General features: G+C 72.6%; 13 protein-coding genes. 6 read left to right on the forward strand and 7 right to left on the reverse strand.

From position 1 onward, the window contains the following. Window positions 1-366: 366 nt before the first annotated feature. The gene (locus ACFZBU_RS17490; protein WP_391584468.1) at window positions 367-1917 is read left to right on the forward strand and encodes a M4 family metallopeptidase; all 1551 of its coding nucleotides are present in this window, start codon (window positions 367-369) and stop codon (window positions 1915-1917) included. A 187-nt stretch (window positions 1918-2104) separates the two neighbouring features. On the opposite strand, the gene ACFZBU_RS17495 is transcribed toward ACFZBU_RS17490, so the two are convergent. The 4 genes from ACFZBU_RS17495 to ACFZBU_RS17510 all read right to left on the reverse strand — a co-directional run bounded on the left by ACFZBU_RS17495 (window position 2105) and on the right by ACFZBU_RS17510 (window position 9562). Beyond that, window positions 2105-3826, reverse strand: coding sequence for a SpoIIE family protein phosphatase (locus ACFZBU_RS17495; protein ID WP_391584469.1), 1722 nt, complete (start codon window positions 3824-3826; stop codon window positions 2105-2107). 563 nt (window positions 3827-4389) lie between these two features. Beyond that, on the reverse strand, window positions 4390-5325 hold the full coding sequence (locus tag ACFZBU_RS17500) for a hypothetical protein (RefSeq protein WP_391584743.1): 936 nt from the start codon (window positions 5323-5325) through the stop codon (window positions 4390-4392). A 5-nt stretch (window positions 5326-5330) separates the two neighbouring features. After that, complete coding sequence (locus ACFZBU_RS17505) at window positions 5331-6038, reverse strand: papain-like cysteine protease family protein (RefSeq protein ID WP_391584470.1); 708 nt, start codon at window positions 6036-6038, stop codon at window positions 5331-5333. Between the two features lie 629 nt (window positions 6039-6667). Continuing rightward, on the reverse strand, window positions 6668-9562 hold the full coding sequence (locus ACFZBU_RS17510) for an AAA family ATPase (RefSeq protein WP_391584471.1): 2895 nt from the start codon (window positions 9560-9562) through the stop codon (window positions 6668-6670). A 210-nt stretch (window positions 9563-9772) separates the two neighbouring features. Here ACFZBU_RS17510 and ACFZBU_RS17515 point away from each other — a divergent pair, with 210 nt between their 5' ends. Both ACFZBU_RS17515 and ACFZBU_RS17520 read left to right on the forward strand, forming a co-directional pair. Further along, window positions 9773-10234 carry an SRPBCC domain-containing protein gene (locus ACFZBU_RS17515; RefSeq protein WP_391584472.1) on the forward strand — a complete coding sequence of 154 codons (462 nt, stop codon included), beginning with the start codon at window positions 9773-9775 and terminating at the stop codon, window positions 10232-10234. Further along, entirely contained in the window at window positions 10231-10584 is a 354-nt protein-coding gene (locus ACFZBU_RS17520) for an ArsR/SmtB family transcription factor (RefSeq protein ID WP_391584473.1), read from the forward strand. Before ACFZBU_RS17515 ends, ACFZBU_RS17520 begins: the two co-directional genes overlap by 4 nt. Before the next feature lie 178 nt (window positions 10585-10762). Here ACFZBU_RS17520 and ACFZBU_RS17525 read toward each other — a convergent pair whose 3' ends face one another. Next, a complete protein-coding gene (locus ACFZBU_RS17525; RefSeq protein ID WP_391584474.1) occupies window positions 10763-11605 on the reverse strand; it encodes a hypothetical protein in 843 nt (280 codons plus the stop codon). Between the two features lie 179 nt (window positions 11606-11784). Continuing rightward, window positions 11785-12426, reverse strand: coding sequence for a TetR/AcrR family transcriptional regulator (locus ACFZBU_RS17530; RefSeq protein ID WP_391584475.1), 642 nt, complete (start codon window positions 12424-12426; stop codon window positions 11785-11787). Between the two features lie 187 nt (window positions 12427-12613). Between ACFZBU_RS17530 and ACFZBU_RS17535 the strand changes: the two genes are divergently transcribed. Beyond that, window positions 12614-13669, forward strand: a complete 1056-nt coding sequence (locus ACFZBU_RS17535) for an SRPBCC family protein (RefSeq protein ID WP_391584476.1) — start codon at window positions 12614-12616, stop codon at window positions 13667-13669. A 177-nt stretch (window positions 13670-13846) separates the two neighbouring features. Here the strand turns inward: ACFZBU_RS17535 and ACFZBU_RS17540 are convergent, their stop codons facing one another. After that, on the reverse strand, window positions 13847-14269 hold the full coding sequence (locus ACFZBU_RS17540; protein WP_391584477.1) for a VOC family protein: 423 nt from the start codon (window positions 14267-14269) through the stop codon (window positions 13847-13849). Between the two features lie 425 nt (window positions 14270-14694). Between ACFZBU_RS17540 and ACFZBU_RS17545 the strand changes: the two genes are divergently transcribed. Together ACFZBU_RS17545 and ACFZBU_RS17550 are read left to right on the forward strand one after the other, a co-directional pair. After that, on the forward strand, window positions 14695-15324 hold the full coding sequence (locus ACFZBU_RS17545; protein WP_391584478.1) for a potassium channel family protein: 630 nt from the start codon (window positions 14695-14697) through the stop codon (window positions 15322-15324). A 221-nt stretch (window positions 15325-15545) separates the two neighbouring features. Further along, window positions 15546-16382, forward strand: a complete 837-nt coding sequence (locus ACFZBU_RS17550) for a tryptophan 2,3-dioxygenase (RefSeq protein WP_391584479.1) — start codon at window positions 15546-15548, stop codon at window positions 16380-16382. Window positions 16383-16405 lie beyond the last annotated feature (23 nt).

Genomic DNA, 16405 nt, shown 5'->3' on the forward strand with positions numbered 1-16405 from the left:
CCTGTCCGCTCCCGCTCCGCCGTTCCCTCCGCCTGTCCGCTCCCGCTCCGCCGTTCCCTCCGCCTGTCCGCTCCCGCTCCGCCGTTCCCTCCGCCTGTCCGCTCCCGCTCCGCCGTTCCCTCCGCCCGTCCGCCCCGCGCTCCGCCGCTCCCCGCGCTCCGCGCTCCGCCGTGGGCGTCGGGCGCGCGTGGGTTTGCTGGAATGTGACGGTGGGTGGTGGGTGCTTGACGTGGCGCCGGGGGGCTGTGAGCGTTTCGAGCGCTCGGGCGACGAAAACGGCTCGCGTGGGGGCTGTTCGTCCCGGACGGCGGGGGCGGCGGCAGTCGGATTCGTGGTCGGGGTCCGCCTTCGATCCGAGGAGCCTCGATGCATCGCAGAATGCTGACGTTCGGGACCGTCCTGGGCGTCCTGGTCGGCGTGTTGATCGGCACGACCACCCAATCCGGCGCGGCCCGACCACGGCCGGTCCTGGCGACCGACTCCCGGGCCACGGCCATCGCCGCGGCCGACCGGGCGATGACCGGCCCGAACGCCCCGGCCGGGTCGCCCGGTGAGCGCTACGTGCGGCAGAGCGTGTCGGCCTGGGTCGGCGACACCTACTCGATCTCGTACGCGCGCACCTATCGCGGCCTGCCCGTCGTCGGCGGAGACGCCGCGGTGCTCGCCGACGGCAGCGGCCGGGTGCAGGCCGTGCAGACGGCCGACGTCGTGCGCATCGACGTGCCGACCCGGCCGACCGTGGAAGGGCCCGCGGCCGAGCGCACCGCTCGGACGCGGCTGCGCGTGGTCGACCGGGTCGACAGCCGCCGCCTGGTGGTGCGGGTCGACGCGAACGCGGCGCGACTGGCCTGGGAGAGCGTCCTGGTCGGGCGCACCGATTCCGCGCCGAGCAGGCTGCACGTCTACATCGACGCGTCGACCGGTGCCGTACTCGACTCCGTCGACGAAGTGCGTGCCGGGGCCGGCCACGGTGCGTGGAACGGTCCCGATCCGATCACCATCGACACGCTGCACTCCGGCTCCACGTACTCGCTGCGCGACCCGCTCCGGGTGAACCTGAGCTGTGCGAAATACGGCGGTGGCGCGGTGTTCAACAAGCCCGTCGACGACTGGGGCAACGGAAACCCCACCAACATCGAGACCGGCTGTGTGGACGCCATGTGGGCCGCGCAGAAGCAGTTCGACATGCTCCGCACCTGGCTCGGCCGCAACGGACAGAACGGCAACGGCGGCGCCTGGCCGCTCCAGGTCGGCCTGAACGACGTCCGGCTCCACTGGGACGGCACCAGGATCGTGATCGGCCACAACCCGAACAACCAATGGCTGACCTCGATGGACCTGGTCGGCCACGAGTACGGGCACGCCATCGATCGCATGTCCCCGGCCTGGCCGTTCACGGAACCGGGTCTGGCCGAGGGGTTCGCGGACATCATGGGCACCCTGACCGAGGCATATGCCGACGAGCCGGCGCCGTTCGACACCCCGGACTACACGATCGGCGAGACGATCGACCTCCTCGGGAGCGGACCGCTGCGCTTCATGTACGACCCGTCGCTGCGCGGCGACGCGAACTGCTACAGCTCGGCGATCCCGACCATGGACGAATACCGGGCCGCGGGCGTGTTGAACCACTGGTTCTACCTGCTCGCGGAGGGCTCCAACCCCGGCGGGGGCAAGCCCGTCAGCCCGACCTGCATCCCCACCTCGGTCACCGGCGTGGGGATCCGGATGGCCGCCAAGGTCGTCTACCAGGGCCTGATGTTCCGAGCCGGCGGTACGAACCACCGCCAGGAGCGCCGGCAGACCCTGTACGCGGCCAAGGCCCTGGACCCCACCTGCGACGTCTTCCGCAAGACCAGAGCCGCCTGGGACGCGGTCGCCGTCCCGGCCGTGGCCGGCGAACCGACCTGCACCTGAACCGATTCCGCGCCGCCGACCGCCACCCGTCGGCCGCGCCGGAACACCCGCCCGCCGCCGTCTCGTCGGAGGCGGCGGGCGGGCAACCGGGCCCGGCCGGACCGACACTCGCGCGGCCGGCCCATCCCGAGGCCGGGTCACGACGACGCCTCGGCGGACCTCGCATTTCGGCCCGTCGGAGTGCTCCCTACGGGATGTCCTGTTCCGCCCAGACGATCTTGCCGTTGGGGGTCCGGCAGGAACCCCAGCCCCGGCACAGCATGTTGATCAATTGCAGGCCCCGGCCGCCCTCGTCGCTCAACGAGGAGTGCTGGATCTGGGGGAGGTCCGGGCCGGTGTCGGAGACCTCGACGACCAGGCGATCGTGCCGCAGCAGGCGCAGTTGGCCCGGCGCGATGCCGTAGCGCAGCGCGTTCCCGACCAGTTCGCTGACCACGAGTTCGGTGACGTCCGAGAGATCGCTCAGCTCCCACACGTCGAGCTGCTCCCGGACCAGCTTGCGGGCCACCCCCGCCGCGGAGCCGCTCGCGGGCAGGTCCCAGGTGTGCAAGTCGGTTCCCAGCAGGGGTTCTTCGGTGGCGGCGACGAGCACGACGGCCTCGTCGAAGCGGGTCCCGCCGCCGGGTGCGAGGTCGCCGAGGGCACCGGAGTCCAGCCCGACCGGACCCATCCCGGCGGCCAGGGCGCGCAGTCGGGCCAGTTGTACGTCGATGTCCTCGGTGCGCGACTTGACCAGGCCGTCGGTGTAGAGCACCAGTCGGCTGCCCGGCGGGACGGTCAACCGCAGCGGATCGTAGGGGATGACGCCGGCACCGATCGGCGCACCGACCGGCACGTCCACGAACGACGCCTTCCCGTCCGGGGTGACCAGCAGCGGCGGTGGGTGGCCGGCGCTGACCAGCGTGTAACTGGCCTCGGCCGGGTCGTAGACGGCGCACAGACAGGTGGCGACCTGGTCGTCCTCCAGGTCGCGGGCGGCCAAGTCCAGGCGGGCGAGCATGCGTTCGGGTGTCATGTCCAGGGCCATCAGGGTGCGCGCGACGGCGCGCAGTACGCCGGTGGTGGCCGCGGCCGACATGCCGTGGCTCATCACGTCCCCCACCACGAGGGCGGTCCGCCCGCCCGGCAGTGGTGCCACGTCGAACCAGTCGCCGCCCACCCCGAGCGGATCGGCGGTCGGGATGTACCGGGAGGCCACCTCCAGGCCCGGAGTGCGCGGCGTGACCCGGGGGAGCAGATTGCGTTGGAGTCGGGCCACGTGCTCGCGCTCGCGCCCGTACAACCGGGCGTTGTCCATGTCCACCGCGGCCTTGGAGGCCAACTGCACGGCCAGGGCCAGGTCCGCCTCGGTGAAGCCGGGCCGGCCGCCCGCGCGGATGAAGTCGGCATGGCCCAGGAGCACTCCACGGGCGATCAGCGGCACCATCAGGTACGTGTGCACGCCGGCCTGGCGCAGCTTGGCGGCGGCACTGGGGGTGGGCGCCAACTCCTCGTAGTCGTCCGGTCCGAACCTGCCGATGAGCAGCGGTCGGCCGTCGGCCAGGGCACGGGTGAAGCGCGAGTCCCGGTCCGGGGCGGACGTGGACAGCTCGCCCACCTCGTCGGGTTCCAGGTCGGCGAGTCGTTCGATCGCCGCCACGGCCATCGCCCGACGGACCGGTCTCCCCCGGCCGCGTGGCCGTTGCCCCTCCTCGCCCTGAAGCACCGACTCCAGGAGATCGACGGCGGCGGCGTCGGCCAGGCGGGGAACGGTGAAGTCGGCCAGCTCCTGTGCGGTGGTCTTGAGGTCGAGGGTGGTGCCGATCCGCAGGCTCGCCTCGTTGAGCCAGTTGAGCTGATCGCGGGTGGCACGGGTGGCGCGGTTTCGGGGGATCGGTCCCTGCGACGTCGCCGCACTGCGTCGACGCACATGTCTCCGACCGTGACCGCCATCCACTCTCCCGCTCACCCGCACCTCTTCCCTCGGCACCGGATCGTCGCACGCGACGCTGCCGTCCGTAGACCGTCGCGACCCACTCTATGAGCGGTTCGGTCGGATGACGTGTGGGATGCGACTGTACCCGCGCCGTGTTGCGATTGCATGGAATCGATCGAGGTCGAGGGCTGGATCGAGGGCCCCCGCGACGTCGACGACGATTGCCGGCCATTCCCGAACCGGCCCCGAGCACGCACCGGCCGACGCGGGACGGGAGCGCCGGGGGCGGTGCGGGCGAACCGGACCGTGTCGTTCCGCGATGGGCACGGCAGCGCGTGTCCTGGGCGGATGGTGGGCCAAGCGCCGAACCCGCGGCCGACGACGACGGTCACCGCCCAGGACTCCGGCGGCGCGACCAGCTCCCCGGTGCGGGTGTCGAGGACGTCGACCCGGGTGGCGAAGCGACCGTCGTCGGCTGGACCAGAACCGGCATCCGAACGCCGCCGCCCCGCGACCTCGGGTCGCGGGGCGGCGGCGGAGGGAACAGGCGGGCGGTCTCAGGCCGTTGCCGGGCGTCGGCGGCGGATCACCCACGTGCCGACCCCGAGAACCACGGCACCGGCCGCACTCCCCGGCAGGACCAGATCGGACCCGGCGAACCCATCGTCGTGGGTGTCGGCGGCGGGAGTTCCGTTCGACGTGAAGCCGCCCACCTTGCCGGATCGTCGGTAGTCCGAGCCGGGGAGCTTGTCGCCGTATCGGCCGTGCACGAGTTGCCGATATGCGGCCACGGTGGTGCCGTTCGCGCCGACCGACTCCCGGGCGGCGGGGTTCAGCGGCAGTACCCGGCCGTCCCGCACGTGATACCAGGCGGCGATCTGCGGTTCGGTGAACACCTGGTCGCCGGCCGCCTGCCGGGCGTAGCCGACCTCGTCGGCTCCGGAGAGCACGTTGGTGACGCGCCACGCCTGCGTGTTCCGGTCGCGGACCGTCCACACCGTCGCCTCGACTCCGGCCGCCGAACGGGCCTCGGTGGCCAGATACGCGAAGTCGGCGACCGGCGCGGACGTCCTTCCGCGGACGAAGTCCGCGTTGAGCGAGTAGACCGGGACCGGGGCGCCCACGAGTTGCGGGGCCTGTGCCGCGGCGGCCTCGGGGGCGACCTTCGACTGTACGACGGCACCGGATCGGCCCGCGGTGCGCTGGTCGAGGTGGACGAAGAACGCGGCCAGTCGGCTCGTGGTCGCGGGGGCGGCCAGCGTCTGCTGGGCCGCGCTGCGGTCGGCGGCGGTGGGCGCGTCGCCGCCGACGAGGGCGGCATTGTCGGATGCGGAGCCGGTCGGGGCGGCCGACGCCGTCGGGGCCAGGAACAACAACGCGCCGATACCGACGGCCGCGAGCGCGCCGCCGCGGCGGCGCAGGGTGTGCGAGCGTACGGTCCGGGGCCGGAGGGGGTGCGAAACGCTCCGGGGGGAAGGGTGGTTGTCGGTCATCACGCTCACGCCTCTCCGTACAGGGACTCGGCCCACTGGAACTCGTAGTTGCTGACGTACGAGTCGTAATCCATCTCGCCGTAGCGCGGGCTGGCGGGCCACGGGTCCGCGTACATCAACGTGCCGTAGTCCGAGTCGTAGCCGTACAGGACGTTCGCGTGGCCGCCGCCCGAGGTCCAGTAGATGCCGACCTCGATCGGCGAGTTGGCGTCGATCGAGGAGGCGACCGTGCCGAAGTCCAACGTGCCGGTGATCCGGCCGGGGGTCAGGCCCAGGCGGGTCCAGGCCCGTTGCACATCGCTGAGTTCGCCGGGCTGGTTGGGGCAGGGGTATCCGGCGGGCAGACCTCGGGCGTAGTCGCAGAAGGTGTTCTGGGAGGTGCTCAGCCCGCGACCGAGATAGCGGGCCACGGACAGGCCGGTACCGGCCCAGCACCACTGATTCTGGACCTGCGTCAGTTCGGTGAAGGCCAGTTGCGCCGAGCCGTAGCCGGCGTGCGACGCGGCCGGGGCGTCCGGGGTCACCTTGAGCGGCGCGGCGACGGACGGCTTCGTGGCAGCCGTCGGGGTACCGGTCGCCGACGCGGTGCCGGCCATGGGCGCGGCGAGGCACAGCGCGGCGGTCACACCGGCACACACGCTCCGCCAACGCCGAGGCGGGGCGGGTGATTCGGCTGCGGCGGGCCGGGACGTACCGCGATTCCGCAGAATCATCGTGTCTCCTTCTCGTCCGGCACCTGGGACGCCGGACGGAGATCGAGGGGACGCGACCGGCGAGGGCACACCGCGGACGGGACGGAGCACGCGGTGTCGGACAACCCGGACGACATGGGCGACATGGCAGGCACGGCACGACGTCCGGGTTGCGGAGGAAGCCCCTCGCCGGCCGGCGGAGGGAACACGTGCAACGTTGATCCACCCGACGGCGACCGGGAACCCCCCGACCACAAAGCAGGGGGTTTCCCGGTGGCCCCCCGCGCGGTCGAGGCGGCGGGCGGCGGGGTGCCGGGGCGGTGGGGCGGCCCGGTGGTGGGGTGGTCGATTGGTCGGGTGGTGCGTACGTCTGCCGGGCCGGCGCGGGGCAGTTCGGAAAGTGCGTGAGTCGCCGGGTGTTCGGAAGGTGCATCCGTCGTCGGGTCGGCGAGGTGCTCGGGCCCATCGGTCCGTCGGGGCGTTCGGTGTGCCCGGGCGCTGCGTACAGTCCGTCGGGCCCGCGTCGTACCCGGGTGGCCGTTGGGCCGGTGCGTCGTAGCCGGTGGGGCGTTCGGTTCGTCGGGCCTTCGGTCTGCCCGGGTGGTGCGTTCAGTCCGTCGGGCCTGTGGGGGCGTGCCCGGGTGGCCCGTTCAGGCCGTCGGATCCGGTTCGCCGGATGCGCCGAGGGAAAGCCTGATCAGGTCGGCGCGGGAACGGATGCCGAGTTTGCGGTATACCCGGGTCAGGGTGGACTCGACCGTTTTGGCGGACAGGAACAGGCGCGTGGCGATCTCGCGATTGGTCGCGCCGTCGCCGACCAGTTCCGCCACGCGGTGCTCCGCGGGCGTCAACGCGCGCGATCGCGCCTCGTCGGACAGGTCCCCCGGCTCGGGATCGTCCACCCGGGTGAGGCGGGCGAGTTCGGCCCGGGCCTGGTCGAGCCAGGGACGTGCGGCCGCCTCCGCGAACGCCGCCTCCGCGGCCCGCCACGAGGCCAGCGCAGCGGCCGGATGCCGCCGCCGCAACTCCACCGCACCCAGCGCCAACAGGTCGCGGCCGTGTTCGACGGGCAGACCGAGTTCGTGGTGCCGCGCGGCGGTCTCGCGCAGACACGTGGCCGCGCCCACCAGGTCGCCGGACTCGCCGCGCACCATCGCGTCCGCCCGGGCCAGCGACGCCGCCACCCCGTCCCGACCCAACCGCATTGCGGTGTCGCGCACTTCGTCCACGACCGCACGGGCCTGCGCATGGTCGCCCAGCGCCACCAACGACTCGGCCAGGTCCACCGACCACGGGATGGCCGCCGGATCGACAATGCCGCGGCGCGCGGCGATGGCGCGGGCCCGGCTCAGGCAGCCCACGGCGCCGACCGGATCGCGCAGGCGCCGCTGGATCTGGCCCAGTACGCACAACGCGAGCGGCAGGTATACCTGCTCCTGGTCGGCCCGCGCCGCGCGCACCCCCTCGCGGGCCAACTCCGCGCCACGTTCGAGGTCCCCGCCCGCGGCCTCCGCGACCGCCGCCGCGTAGTACACCTGGCCGAGATAGGCGCCCATGTCCCGGGCCAGGCCCAACACCTCGTGGGCGCCGGCCATCGCCCGATCGCAGCGCCCGGCCCGTACGTCGACGTCGATCCTTCCGCAGAGCACGAAGACCCGTTCCTCCGCGTCGTCGGACTCCTCGGCCCGGCGCAACATGCGATCGAGTTCGGCGCCGGCGTCGACGAGGCGGTCGGCGAAGAAGTCGAGCCGGGCCTTGACCGCCCGGGGCCCGGCGTGGCGTCCGGTGGGCCCCGCGTCCTGCGGGCGGGCCAATGCGCGGGTGAGCGGGTCGCGCGCGTCCGGGCGACCCTGGAGGGTGCCCACGAACGCCTGGAGGGCGAGCGCCACCTGCTCGGTGGTCAGGTCGTCGGCCTGCCGCGCGAGCGCCGCGGCACGCGCCGCCTCGGCCCAGGCGACGGCGGAATTGCCGTCGCTGATATGGGCCTTGCAGGCCCGTAGGTAGTGCAGTCGGGCCCGACCGCACAGATCGTCGCCGACCTGCGCGAAGGCCTCGGCGAACACCTCGTCCAGGTCGTGCAGGGCCTGGTTGGCCGCGTTGATGATCTGGATGCAGGCCCGGACCCGTTGCCCCGGGGTCGAGCCGAACGTGAACACCCGCTGCGCCAGTTCCCGCGAGAGCTCGTAGTCGGCCGCCGCATACGCGTGACCGGCGCCGTCGAGGCAACGTTCGCAACGGCGGTCCGCGTGCTCGTCGGGGGTTCGGGCCACGGCGAGACGGGCCAGCGCTGCGGCCTCCTCGGGCATGCCCCTGCGGCGAGCCTGCGCGGCGGCGGCCATCAGCGTCGCGGCGACCCGCTCGTCGGGCCATGGAGAGGCCAACGCCAGGTGTCGGGCCCGGTCGATCGGCTCGCCCGACAACTCGGCGAGCGCGGCGTGCGCGGCCCGGCGCTCCTGCGGTGCGCCGTCGGCGTACAGCGCGGCGGCGAACAGCGGGTGGGTGAACCGGAGTTGCTCGCCCTCCTCGCACACGTCGAGGATGCCGGCTGCGGCGGCGCCGGCCACGGTACGCCGGACGAGTTCGGCGCCCGCCCGCTCGGTCGTGGCGGTAGGGGCGTCGAGCGCGCGGTAGGCCAGGCCGGCTGCGGCGCGCAGCAGTGCGATGGTGGGTCTCGCGGTGGAGCCGACCAGCAGGAGCAGCCAACGGGCCTCGGGAGGCAGCCCCTCCAGGCGCGCGGTGAGCAGTCGGCGCAGCCGGTCGGGTACCGGCAACGGCTGGTCCCGGGCCGGGAGATGCGGCAACCGGCGCAGCGCACGGTCGAGTTCGAGCGCGTACATCGGGTTGCCCGCGCTCGCCTCGTACACCTGCCTGCTCAGCCAGTGCGGCAGCGGCCGGTGCTCGCCGTCCTCCGGGTCGTGGCCGTGCGCGTGCGCGACGCGGTGACGGTCGAGGAGATCGCGGGTCTCCGGCAGTCCCAGCGGCGGCAGTTCGAGTTCGAAGGGGGTGCCCGGGCAGAACCGGGTGCCGTGGACGGGGCCGGCGGGCGGATCCGCGGTCTCGGCGACGACGACGCGCACCCGGGTCGGGTCCAGCCGCCGGGCGGCGAAGGCCAGCACCTCGGCGCCGGCCGCGTCCACCCACTGCGCGCCGTCGATCCCGACGAGTATCGGGCCGCGCGCGGACAGCGTGCGCAGCACCGCGAGCACGCCCAGGCGCAGGGCGAGCGGGTCCGGGCCGCCCGGCGGGGGCGGTTCGCGACACAGCACGACGCGGAGCGCGGAGCGCTGTGGTGCGGGCAGTGTCCGGAGCACCTCGTCGTCGACCGGGCCGAGCAGGTCGGCCAGCGAGGAGAAGGACACCTCGCGATCGGCGGCCGCGGGTTCGGTGACCAGGACGACCGCCTTGGGATCGCCCGTGTCGACGAGCGAGCGCAGCAGGAAGGTCTTGCCGATCCCGGTCGGACCGTGCAGCACGACGCCGCCGCCGGCGAGTCGGCGCCGGACCAGGAGCATCAGGTCGTGCCGCGTGGGATCGGTGTGCGCCACGAGCGGTCCTCACCGTGCCGAATGCGGTTCTCTCGAATCGAGAGCGTGGAGCGGGCCGCGACTCATCGTCACGCCACGACGGGGCGACGTCAATGGGCCGGCTCGGATCGGCTCGTTCCGGCGACGGCACCCGATCGAGGTGCAATCCTCGGGTTGCACCCGAAGGATTGATGTGCAACTCTGGGGTTGCATTCAAGGATGGCGACGACGATGAAGGAGTCCCTCGTGAGCGAGGACCGGATCGAACGCGAAACCCTGATCGAGGCATCCGTGGAGCGGGTCTGGTCGCTGGTGGCCGAGCCCGGGTTCTGGGTGGCGGACAAGGCGAGCCTGCCCGGCACGGTGGCCAGGGAGGGGGAGTCGATGGTGGCGAGGCACCCGGAGCACGGCGACTTCCCGGTGCGGGTGGAGAAGGTCGAGCCGCCGACGTATCTGGCCTACCGCTGGGCCAGTGCGTTCCCCGGCCGGGAACTGCGCGACGACAACAGCACCCTCGTGGAGTTCACCCTGATCGCGGAGGGCGACAAGACCCGGCTTCGGGTGGTCGAGAGCGGGTTCGCGGCCCTGGCCGGGTCCCAGGAGCTGCGCGGCAACGCGCTGCGCGACAACTCCGACGGCTGGCCGCAGGAGCTCGACGCCCTCAAGACCCGTGCCGAACAGGCGGCCGCGTGACGGACGAACCCGGCGGCGTCGACCGGGAGGTCGACGACGTCCTGGTCGCATTGGCCGACCCGACGCGCCGCCGACTGCTCGATCTGCTCGCCGCACAGGGCGAGGCCACCGCGACCACGCTCGCGGAGCGGTTGCCCGTCTCGCGGCAGGCGGTGGTCAAACACCTCTCCGTCCTGGACGCGGCCGGGCTGGTCTCCGGCGGCCGGGTCGGCCGCGAGGTGCGGTACACGGTGCGGCCCGCGGCGCTGGACACGACGGCACGCCGGCTGGCCTCGCTCGCGGCCGACTGGGACCGGCGGTTGGCGACCATCAAGCGGGTCGCCGAGGCGGGGGAGGACGACTCGCGCTAGCCGCGCGGGGCGAGAGCGGGCCCTACGCCACGGCGCGGGTGCGCGGCACCTGCGCCAACGGGAGTCGAGACCGGGGCGGTGATCGAGGCCGGGCGGAGGGCCGGAGCCGGGGCGGAGGCGGGAGCCGGGCACGGGGCCGGCTCCCGCCCCCGGCCCGACTCCGGCCGTACGGAGCGGGTCAGCCGCCGAGTTGGGACCTGACCTTGTCGATCTGGCCCTGGACCAGGTGGTCCGGGAAGGTGGGCGGGGTCGTGGTGCCGTCCTCGCCGGTCGCCCGCAACTGCACCACGGTCGTGCCGACTCGGGCGACGGCCTGGGTGAACGGCGCGGTGGCGCCCTGGACCCGCAACATCGAGGAGATCTCGACGCTGCCCGGGCCGTACGCGTCGATCCGGACGCCGAGCACCTGGTACTCGACCGTGCCGCGGTCGACGTCGAAGGTGAACCGTTTGCAGGTCTTGGCCGCCGCGATGTAGGTGGTCCACTGGCTTTCGAGCAGGTCGAGCGGGTAACTGCTCAGGACGAGATCGGTGTCGGGTCGGGCGATCCCCTGCGGGTCGGTGCCGCCCACGAGCTCGCGTTCGATTGCGGCGACGCTGGTTCGACGTTGGCCGATCAGCGGCTGGCACCGGGGCTCGGAGGCGCTCGGCGTCTCGATCTCCTCGGGCGCGGCGGTCTTCTTGATCGTCAATCCGGCCGGGAGTTCCTGGGCGTTCAGCAGCGCGGTGGTCAATTGTGCCTTCGTCGCCGGTGCCTTGGCCTGCGGCGCCTTGGGATCCGCGGACGTGTCGGTGGGCCGGTCGGCGGGCGGCCTGGTGCCGGCCGTCCCGGGGGCACTCGGTGTGGCGTCGCCGGATGTGCCCGGCAGGGTCGAGGAGGCCTTCGGATTCGCCTTGTCGGCTTCGCCGCCGTCGGATTCGCAGGCGCTGAGCCCCGCGACGAGGACGAGTGCGGTGAGCGGCAGCGCGGCGCGCCGTACGGATCGACGGACCGTGCGTGTGGACTTGACGGAGTTTCGCACCGTGTTCCCCCCGGATTCGGTGTTCGGACGAAGACGGGCCGCGGACCTGGTCCCCCCGGACCACTCCACGTGCGAAACGCCCTGCGGCGGCCCGTCGTCCCAGGAAGCTAGCCGCCGGAGCGGGCCCCGACTTCCGCTGTTACCTGTTCCGGACAGACTCGGGACCACGCCCGGAAGTGTCACCGCCCGATTCCCCTTCGCGCGGCAGCGGGATCGGCCGGCTGCGCGGGTGGTGTCGCCTGTCGGTGTGGTGCGTCGCCGGTGCGCGGGGGCACGCCGAAGGCGGTCAGGACGGTGTCGATGTAGGCGGACGCGTCGTCGTCGGGGGCCGCGTCGACCCGGCGCAGCGCGGCCGTGCCCAGGTAGACGGCGTAGGCCGCAGTGGCGATGTGCCGGGCGTGCTCGGGGGTCTGGCCGCATTCGACGAGGGTGTCGCGGATCGCGGCCAGGCGTCGACGGGTGACCCGCTCGGCCACCTCGCGCACGGCGGGTTGGTCGGATTCGACGAGCAGCAGCAGGGCGAGCGAGCTGCCCTGCGTGGATGCGAACGCGTGGTGGATGAGCACGCGCAGTCGGTCCGCCGGGTCGGGGACCGCGGCGAGCCTGGGCAGAACCTCCTCGGTCTGCACCCGCTCCCACCGTTCGAGGGCGGCGGCGAGGAGTGCGTCCCGGTTGTCGAAGAGCCAGTAGAAGCTCGACTTGGACGCCTGGAGCCGGGCGGCGACGGGCTCGACCGCGACCGCGGCCGATCCGCCCTCGGTGAGTGCGGTCAGCGCCGCGTCGGCCCAGTCGTCGCGGGTCAGTCGGGCGGTACGCGGCATGGGAACCCCTTGCTGTGATCGGCGCTGCGTTCGGTGCGTGGTCGGCGGGTGTTCGGCGGGTGTTCGGTGGGTGTTCGGCGGGTTCGACGCCGCCGTTCGTCTCGTGTGCGAGTCCGCGCCCCGTCGGTTCTGGACGGTGCCGTATAGTCTAGGTCTGTACGGCACCGTACAGAACGGGAGAGTCGTGATGATCAACACTCATCGGCGCACCGTCGCCGCGTCCCCCGAGCGGGTGTGGGAAGTCCTCGCCGGGGTCGGCAGCCCGGGCGACCGGCTCTTCCCCCGGGAGTGGGGCAGCGTCGAGGCGCCCGAGGGACTTCGGCCCGGCGCGCCCTTCCACCATCGGGGCATGCACTGTCGGATCGAGGCCGTCGAGCCCGAACGCCGGTTGTGGATCGCCTTTCCCCCGGAGCACGGCGGCGAGCACGGCTTCACCCTCACCCGAGCGCCCGGCGGCGGAACCACGGTCACCCACACGCTGCACACCCGCCCGCGCGGCATCGACCGCGTGCTCTGGCACCTGGCCGTCGGGTCGATACACAACGCGGTGATCGAGGCCGTCCTGGACAACCTCGAACGCACCGCCGGCGACGGCACGCTCGTCCGGACCGGTCACCACCGGCACCGCTACGCCCACCTGTTGCGCAAGGTCGCGGGGCGCAGCCGGAAGCGGGCGGCGAAGGTCGGCGGCGCACCCGACTCGGCGCTGCAACGGCTGCTCCCCGTCTACGACTTCCGCAGCGATCAGCGGCGCCGCATCCACGCCGATCCGGAACGGGTCTGGGCGGCCCTGGAGTCCCTCACCCCGGACGAACTCCCGATCACCCGCGCGCTGCTGCGCCTGCGCTCGGCCGGCCGTCCCCGCAGCATGGCCGCCCCGTTCGCCGGCGACGGCCCGATTCCCACCCTGGTTCGCGAGGAAGGCCGCGAGGTGGTCTGCGGCAAGGTCGGCCAACCCTGGCATCTGCACCCGGTCACCGCGCCGATCCCGGTCCGCGACCCGGACGCGTTCGCCGCGTTCGCCGATCCCGGCTGGGTCAAGGCGGCGATGAGCATCCGCGTCGACCCGGACGGCGACGCCACCGTGCTGTCCGCGGAGACCCGGGTCAGGGCCACGGATGCCGCGGCGCGCCGAATCTTCGCGTGGTACTGGCTGTTCATCCGGATGGGCGGCGCCGGCTTCATCCGCCTGGAGATGCTCCGCGCCGTGGCCCGTCGTGCGGAACAGGCCGCCCCGGCGTGAACCCCGGGCCGGCGAACCCGAGTCGGAGCCGGGGCCGGCCGCGCCGAACGGGCCTGAACCGGGGGCCGGGCCCGGCCGAGACGGTACGGTCCGCCGGGCCGCGAACCCCGGGCCGCGAACCGCGCCGGGCGCGGCCGGTCGGGGGCGGGCTCCGTCGCCCGCCCCCGACGGCACCGACTACGGACGCACGTACGGCCGGGTCATGATCTCCATGTTGTGGCCGTTCGGGTCCTCGAAGTACGCACCGCGGCCGCCGAAGAGGTCGTTGGTCCCGCCGGGCCGAGTGTGGTGCGGATCGGCGTAGTAGGTGACCCCGAGCGCCTCCAGTCGCGCGATCATGCCGTCGAACTGCTCGTCCGGCACCAGGAATGCGTAGTGCTGGGACTGGATCGGTTCGTCGTTCTTCTCGTAGTAGTCGAGTGTCACGCCGTTGCCGAGTTCGACGGGCACGAACGGTCCGAACGGGGCGCCGACCTTCAGGCCCAGGATCGTGGCGAAGAACTCGGCCGCCGCGTGCCGCTCCTTGGCGTAGATGGCGGTGTGGTTCAACTGCACCGTGGTTATCGAAAGTTGCGGTTGCTGCTGCTGGGCGTGCGTCATCGTCGGGAGCCTCTCCAGGTGTCGAAATCCGTGCGGACGGGCGCCGCACAGGGGCGCCGGAAGCGAGGAAACGGAGAGGGAAGGGCGGGGCTCTGGCCCGCCTCGGACTCACGCCGAGGCCGGGCGCCTCACTCGTGAATGGCCCATGGCCGACCCGGCAGTCACCCGACCGACGTTAGTGCCGGGACCGTCCGGAGGCAACCATCGGGTCCTCGGTCGCGTCCCGTGCGGCCGGATGGCCGCGGCGCAGCACCAAGGCGCCGGCGAATCCCGGGACCGGCGGCCGGCGCAGTCCGGGTGGGAACCGGGGCGGAACGCACGCCACGCCGGCTGATTCGCCCGATTTGTCGCGCGAGCAGGCTACATTGGCCCGGAGGAGGCGGATCTCCGCAGCGGACCAGGCGCCCGGAGATCCGACGTCGACGTTGCCCAGACTGCTGTTCGCCACCAAGGATCCGGTCGGCCGACGGCTGATGGTGCTCGGGCTGCTCCGCGGCGCGTTCACCGCAGCCCTGTTGCTGGTCCTGTACTACGTGCTTCCGTTGGACCGTCGACTCGACCTCGTCGCCGGCCTCGGGCTCGCCGCCGGGCTGTTGGTGTTCGGCGGCATCGTGGCCTGGCAGATCGACGCGATCATGCGCGCCGACCGGCCGCGACTGCGGGCCGTCGAGGCACTGTCCGTCTCGCTGCCGTTCCTTCTGGTGCTCTTCGCCGCGACGTACTACCTGATCGGGTCGGACCGCGCGGACGCCTTCACCGAAACGTTGAGCCGTACCGATGCGCTCTACTTCACGATCACCGTCTTCTCGACCGTCGGCTTCGGCGACATCGCGCCGTCGTCCGAGGTCGCGCGCGTGGTGGCGATGATCCAGATGCTGGTGAACCTGGTCGTGCTGGGCGTGATCGGGCGGGTCGTCCTGGGTGCCGTGCAGATCGGCCTGCGCAGACGGTCGAGCACACCGAGGCCCGACATCGACGGCACCACCGACACTGCCGACGCCCCCGACTCCGATCCGCCGGGCACGTTCTCGGATCCGACCCGGCCCGACGGCTAGACCGTCCCGGCGACGGCCGGGCGGTTCCCGAGTGGGCGCATCGCGCGGCCGGCGAGCGGGGCCGACACACGACGGATCACCGGGGCGGCGCCCGGGTGTCCAGGCGCCGCTTGGGTGGTTTACGAATGTAAATCGAACCGCTCGAACGCGTTGCGTTCGTTACTTCCGACCGGCTTCCTTCCGTGTGTCGGCCATTCCGGAAAGATCTCGACCGGCACAAGATGGTGCCCGTCGTTTCCGGCTCGTCGGAACGGTGGACAAGCCCGCAAGGAGAGGAAGCGACGATGAACGACGCCCAGGTCACGTACGGAAGCTATCTGCGCCTGGACACGCTGCTGTCCTGCCAGGAGCCGAGGACCGAAGCGCACGACGAGATGTTGTTCGTCGTCATCCACCAGGTCTACGAACTGTGGTTCAAGCAGATCCTGCACGAAGTCGCACTGCTCCAGCGGCAACTGGAGGGCGGCAACGGCGCGGGCTCCCTGCACACGGCACGGCGGGTCGCCAAGATCCTGAAGACGGTCGTCGGCCAGTTGGACGTCCTGGAGACCATGACGCCCCGGCAGTTCGCCTCCTTCCGCGACGCGCTCGGCACCTCCAGCGGGTTCCAGTCGGCGCAGTTCCGCGAGTTGGAAGCCGTGCTCGGGCGACGCGAGTTCGGCGGATACGAGACCGGCGAGGACGAGGGGCTCAAGGCCGCCGCCCACCGCCCGTCGGTGTTCGACTCGCTGCTGCGGCACCTCGCGGGGCTGGGATACGCGGTCCCCGAGCACGTCCTGGCGCGCGACACGAGCATCGCGTGGCGACCCGACCCGGACGTACAGGAAACCCTCAAGGCCGTGTACATCGACGAGACCGGACACGGGGCACAGGTCTGCGAGGCCCTCGTCGACATCGACGAGGGCCTCCAGGAGTGGCGCTACCGGCACATGAAGATGGTCGAGCGCACCATCGGTGCCAAGATCGGCACCGGCGGCTCGGCCGGCGCCGCCTATCTGCGCTCCACGCTGTTCTCCCCGGTCTTCCCGGACCTGTGGGAGGTCAGGTCCCAGGCCTGAGCCGCACGCGACGACCGGGCCGC

The organism is Embleya sp. NPDC008237 (assembly GCF_042956465.1).
Taxonomy (GTDB): domain Bacteria; phylum Actinomycetota; class Actinomycetes; order Streptomycetales; family Streptomycetaceae; genus Embleya.

Excerpts from the sequence above, each read along its gene's own strand:
- ACFZBU_RS17490 (WP_391584468.1), top strand. The coding sequence starts at position 367 with ATGCATCGCAGAATGCTGACGTTCGGGACCGTCCTGGGCGTCCTGGTC.
- ACFZBU_RS17500 (WP_391584743.1), bottom strand. The coding sequence starts at position 5,325 with ATGACCGACAACCACCCTTCCCCCCGGAGCGTTTCGCACCCCCTCCGG.
- ACFZBU_RS17505 (WP_391584470.1), bottom strand. The coding sequence starts at position 6,038 with ATGATTCTGCGGAATCGCGGTACGTCCCGGCCCGCCGCAGCCGAATCA.
- ACFZBU_RS17515 (WP_391584472.1), top strand. The coding sequence starts at position 9,773 with ATGAAGGAGTCCCTCGTGAGCGAGGACCGGATCGAACGCGAAACCCTG.
- ACFZBU_RS17530 (WP_391584475.1), bottom strand. The coding sequence starts at position 12,426 with ATGCCGCGTACCGCCCGACTGACCCGCGACGACTGGGCCGACGCGGCG.
- ACFZBU_RS17535 (WP_391584476.1), top strand. The coding sequence starts at position 12,614 with ATGATCAACACTCATCGGCGCACCGTCGCCGCGTCCCCCGAGCGGGTG.
- ACFZBU_RS17540 (WP_391584477.1), bottom strand. The coding sequence starts at position 14,269 with ATGACGCACGCCCAGCAGCAGCAACCGCAACTTTCGATAACCACGGTG.
- ACFZBU_RS17550 (WP_391584479.1), top strand. The coding sequence starts at position 15,546 with ATGGTGCCCGTCGTTTCCGGCTCGTCGGAACGGTGGACAAGCCCGCAA.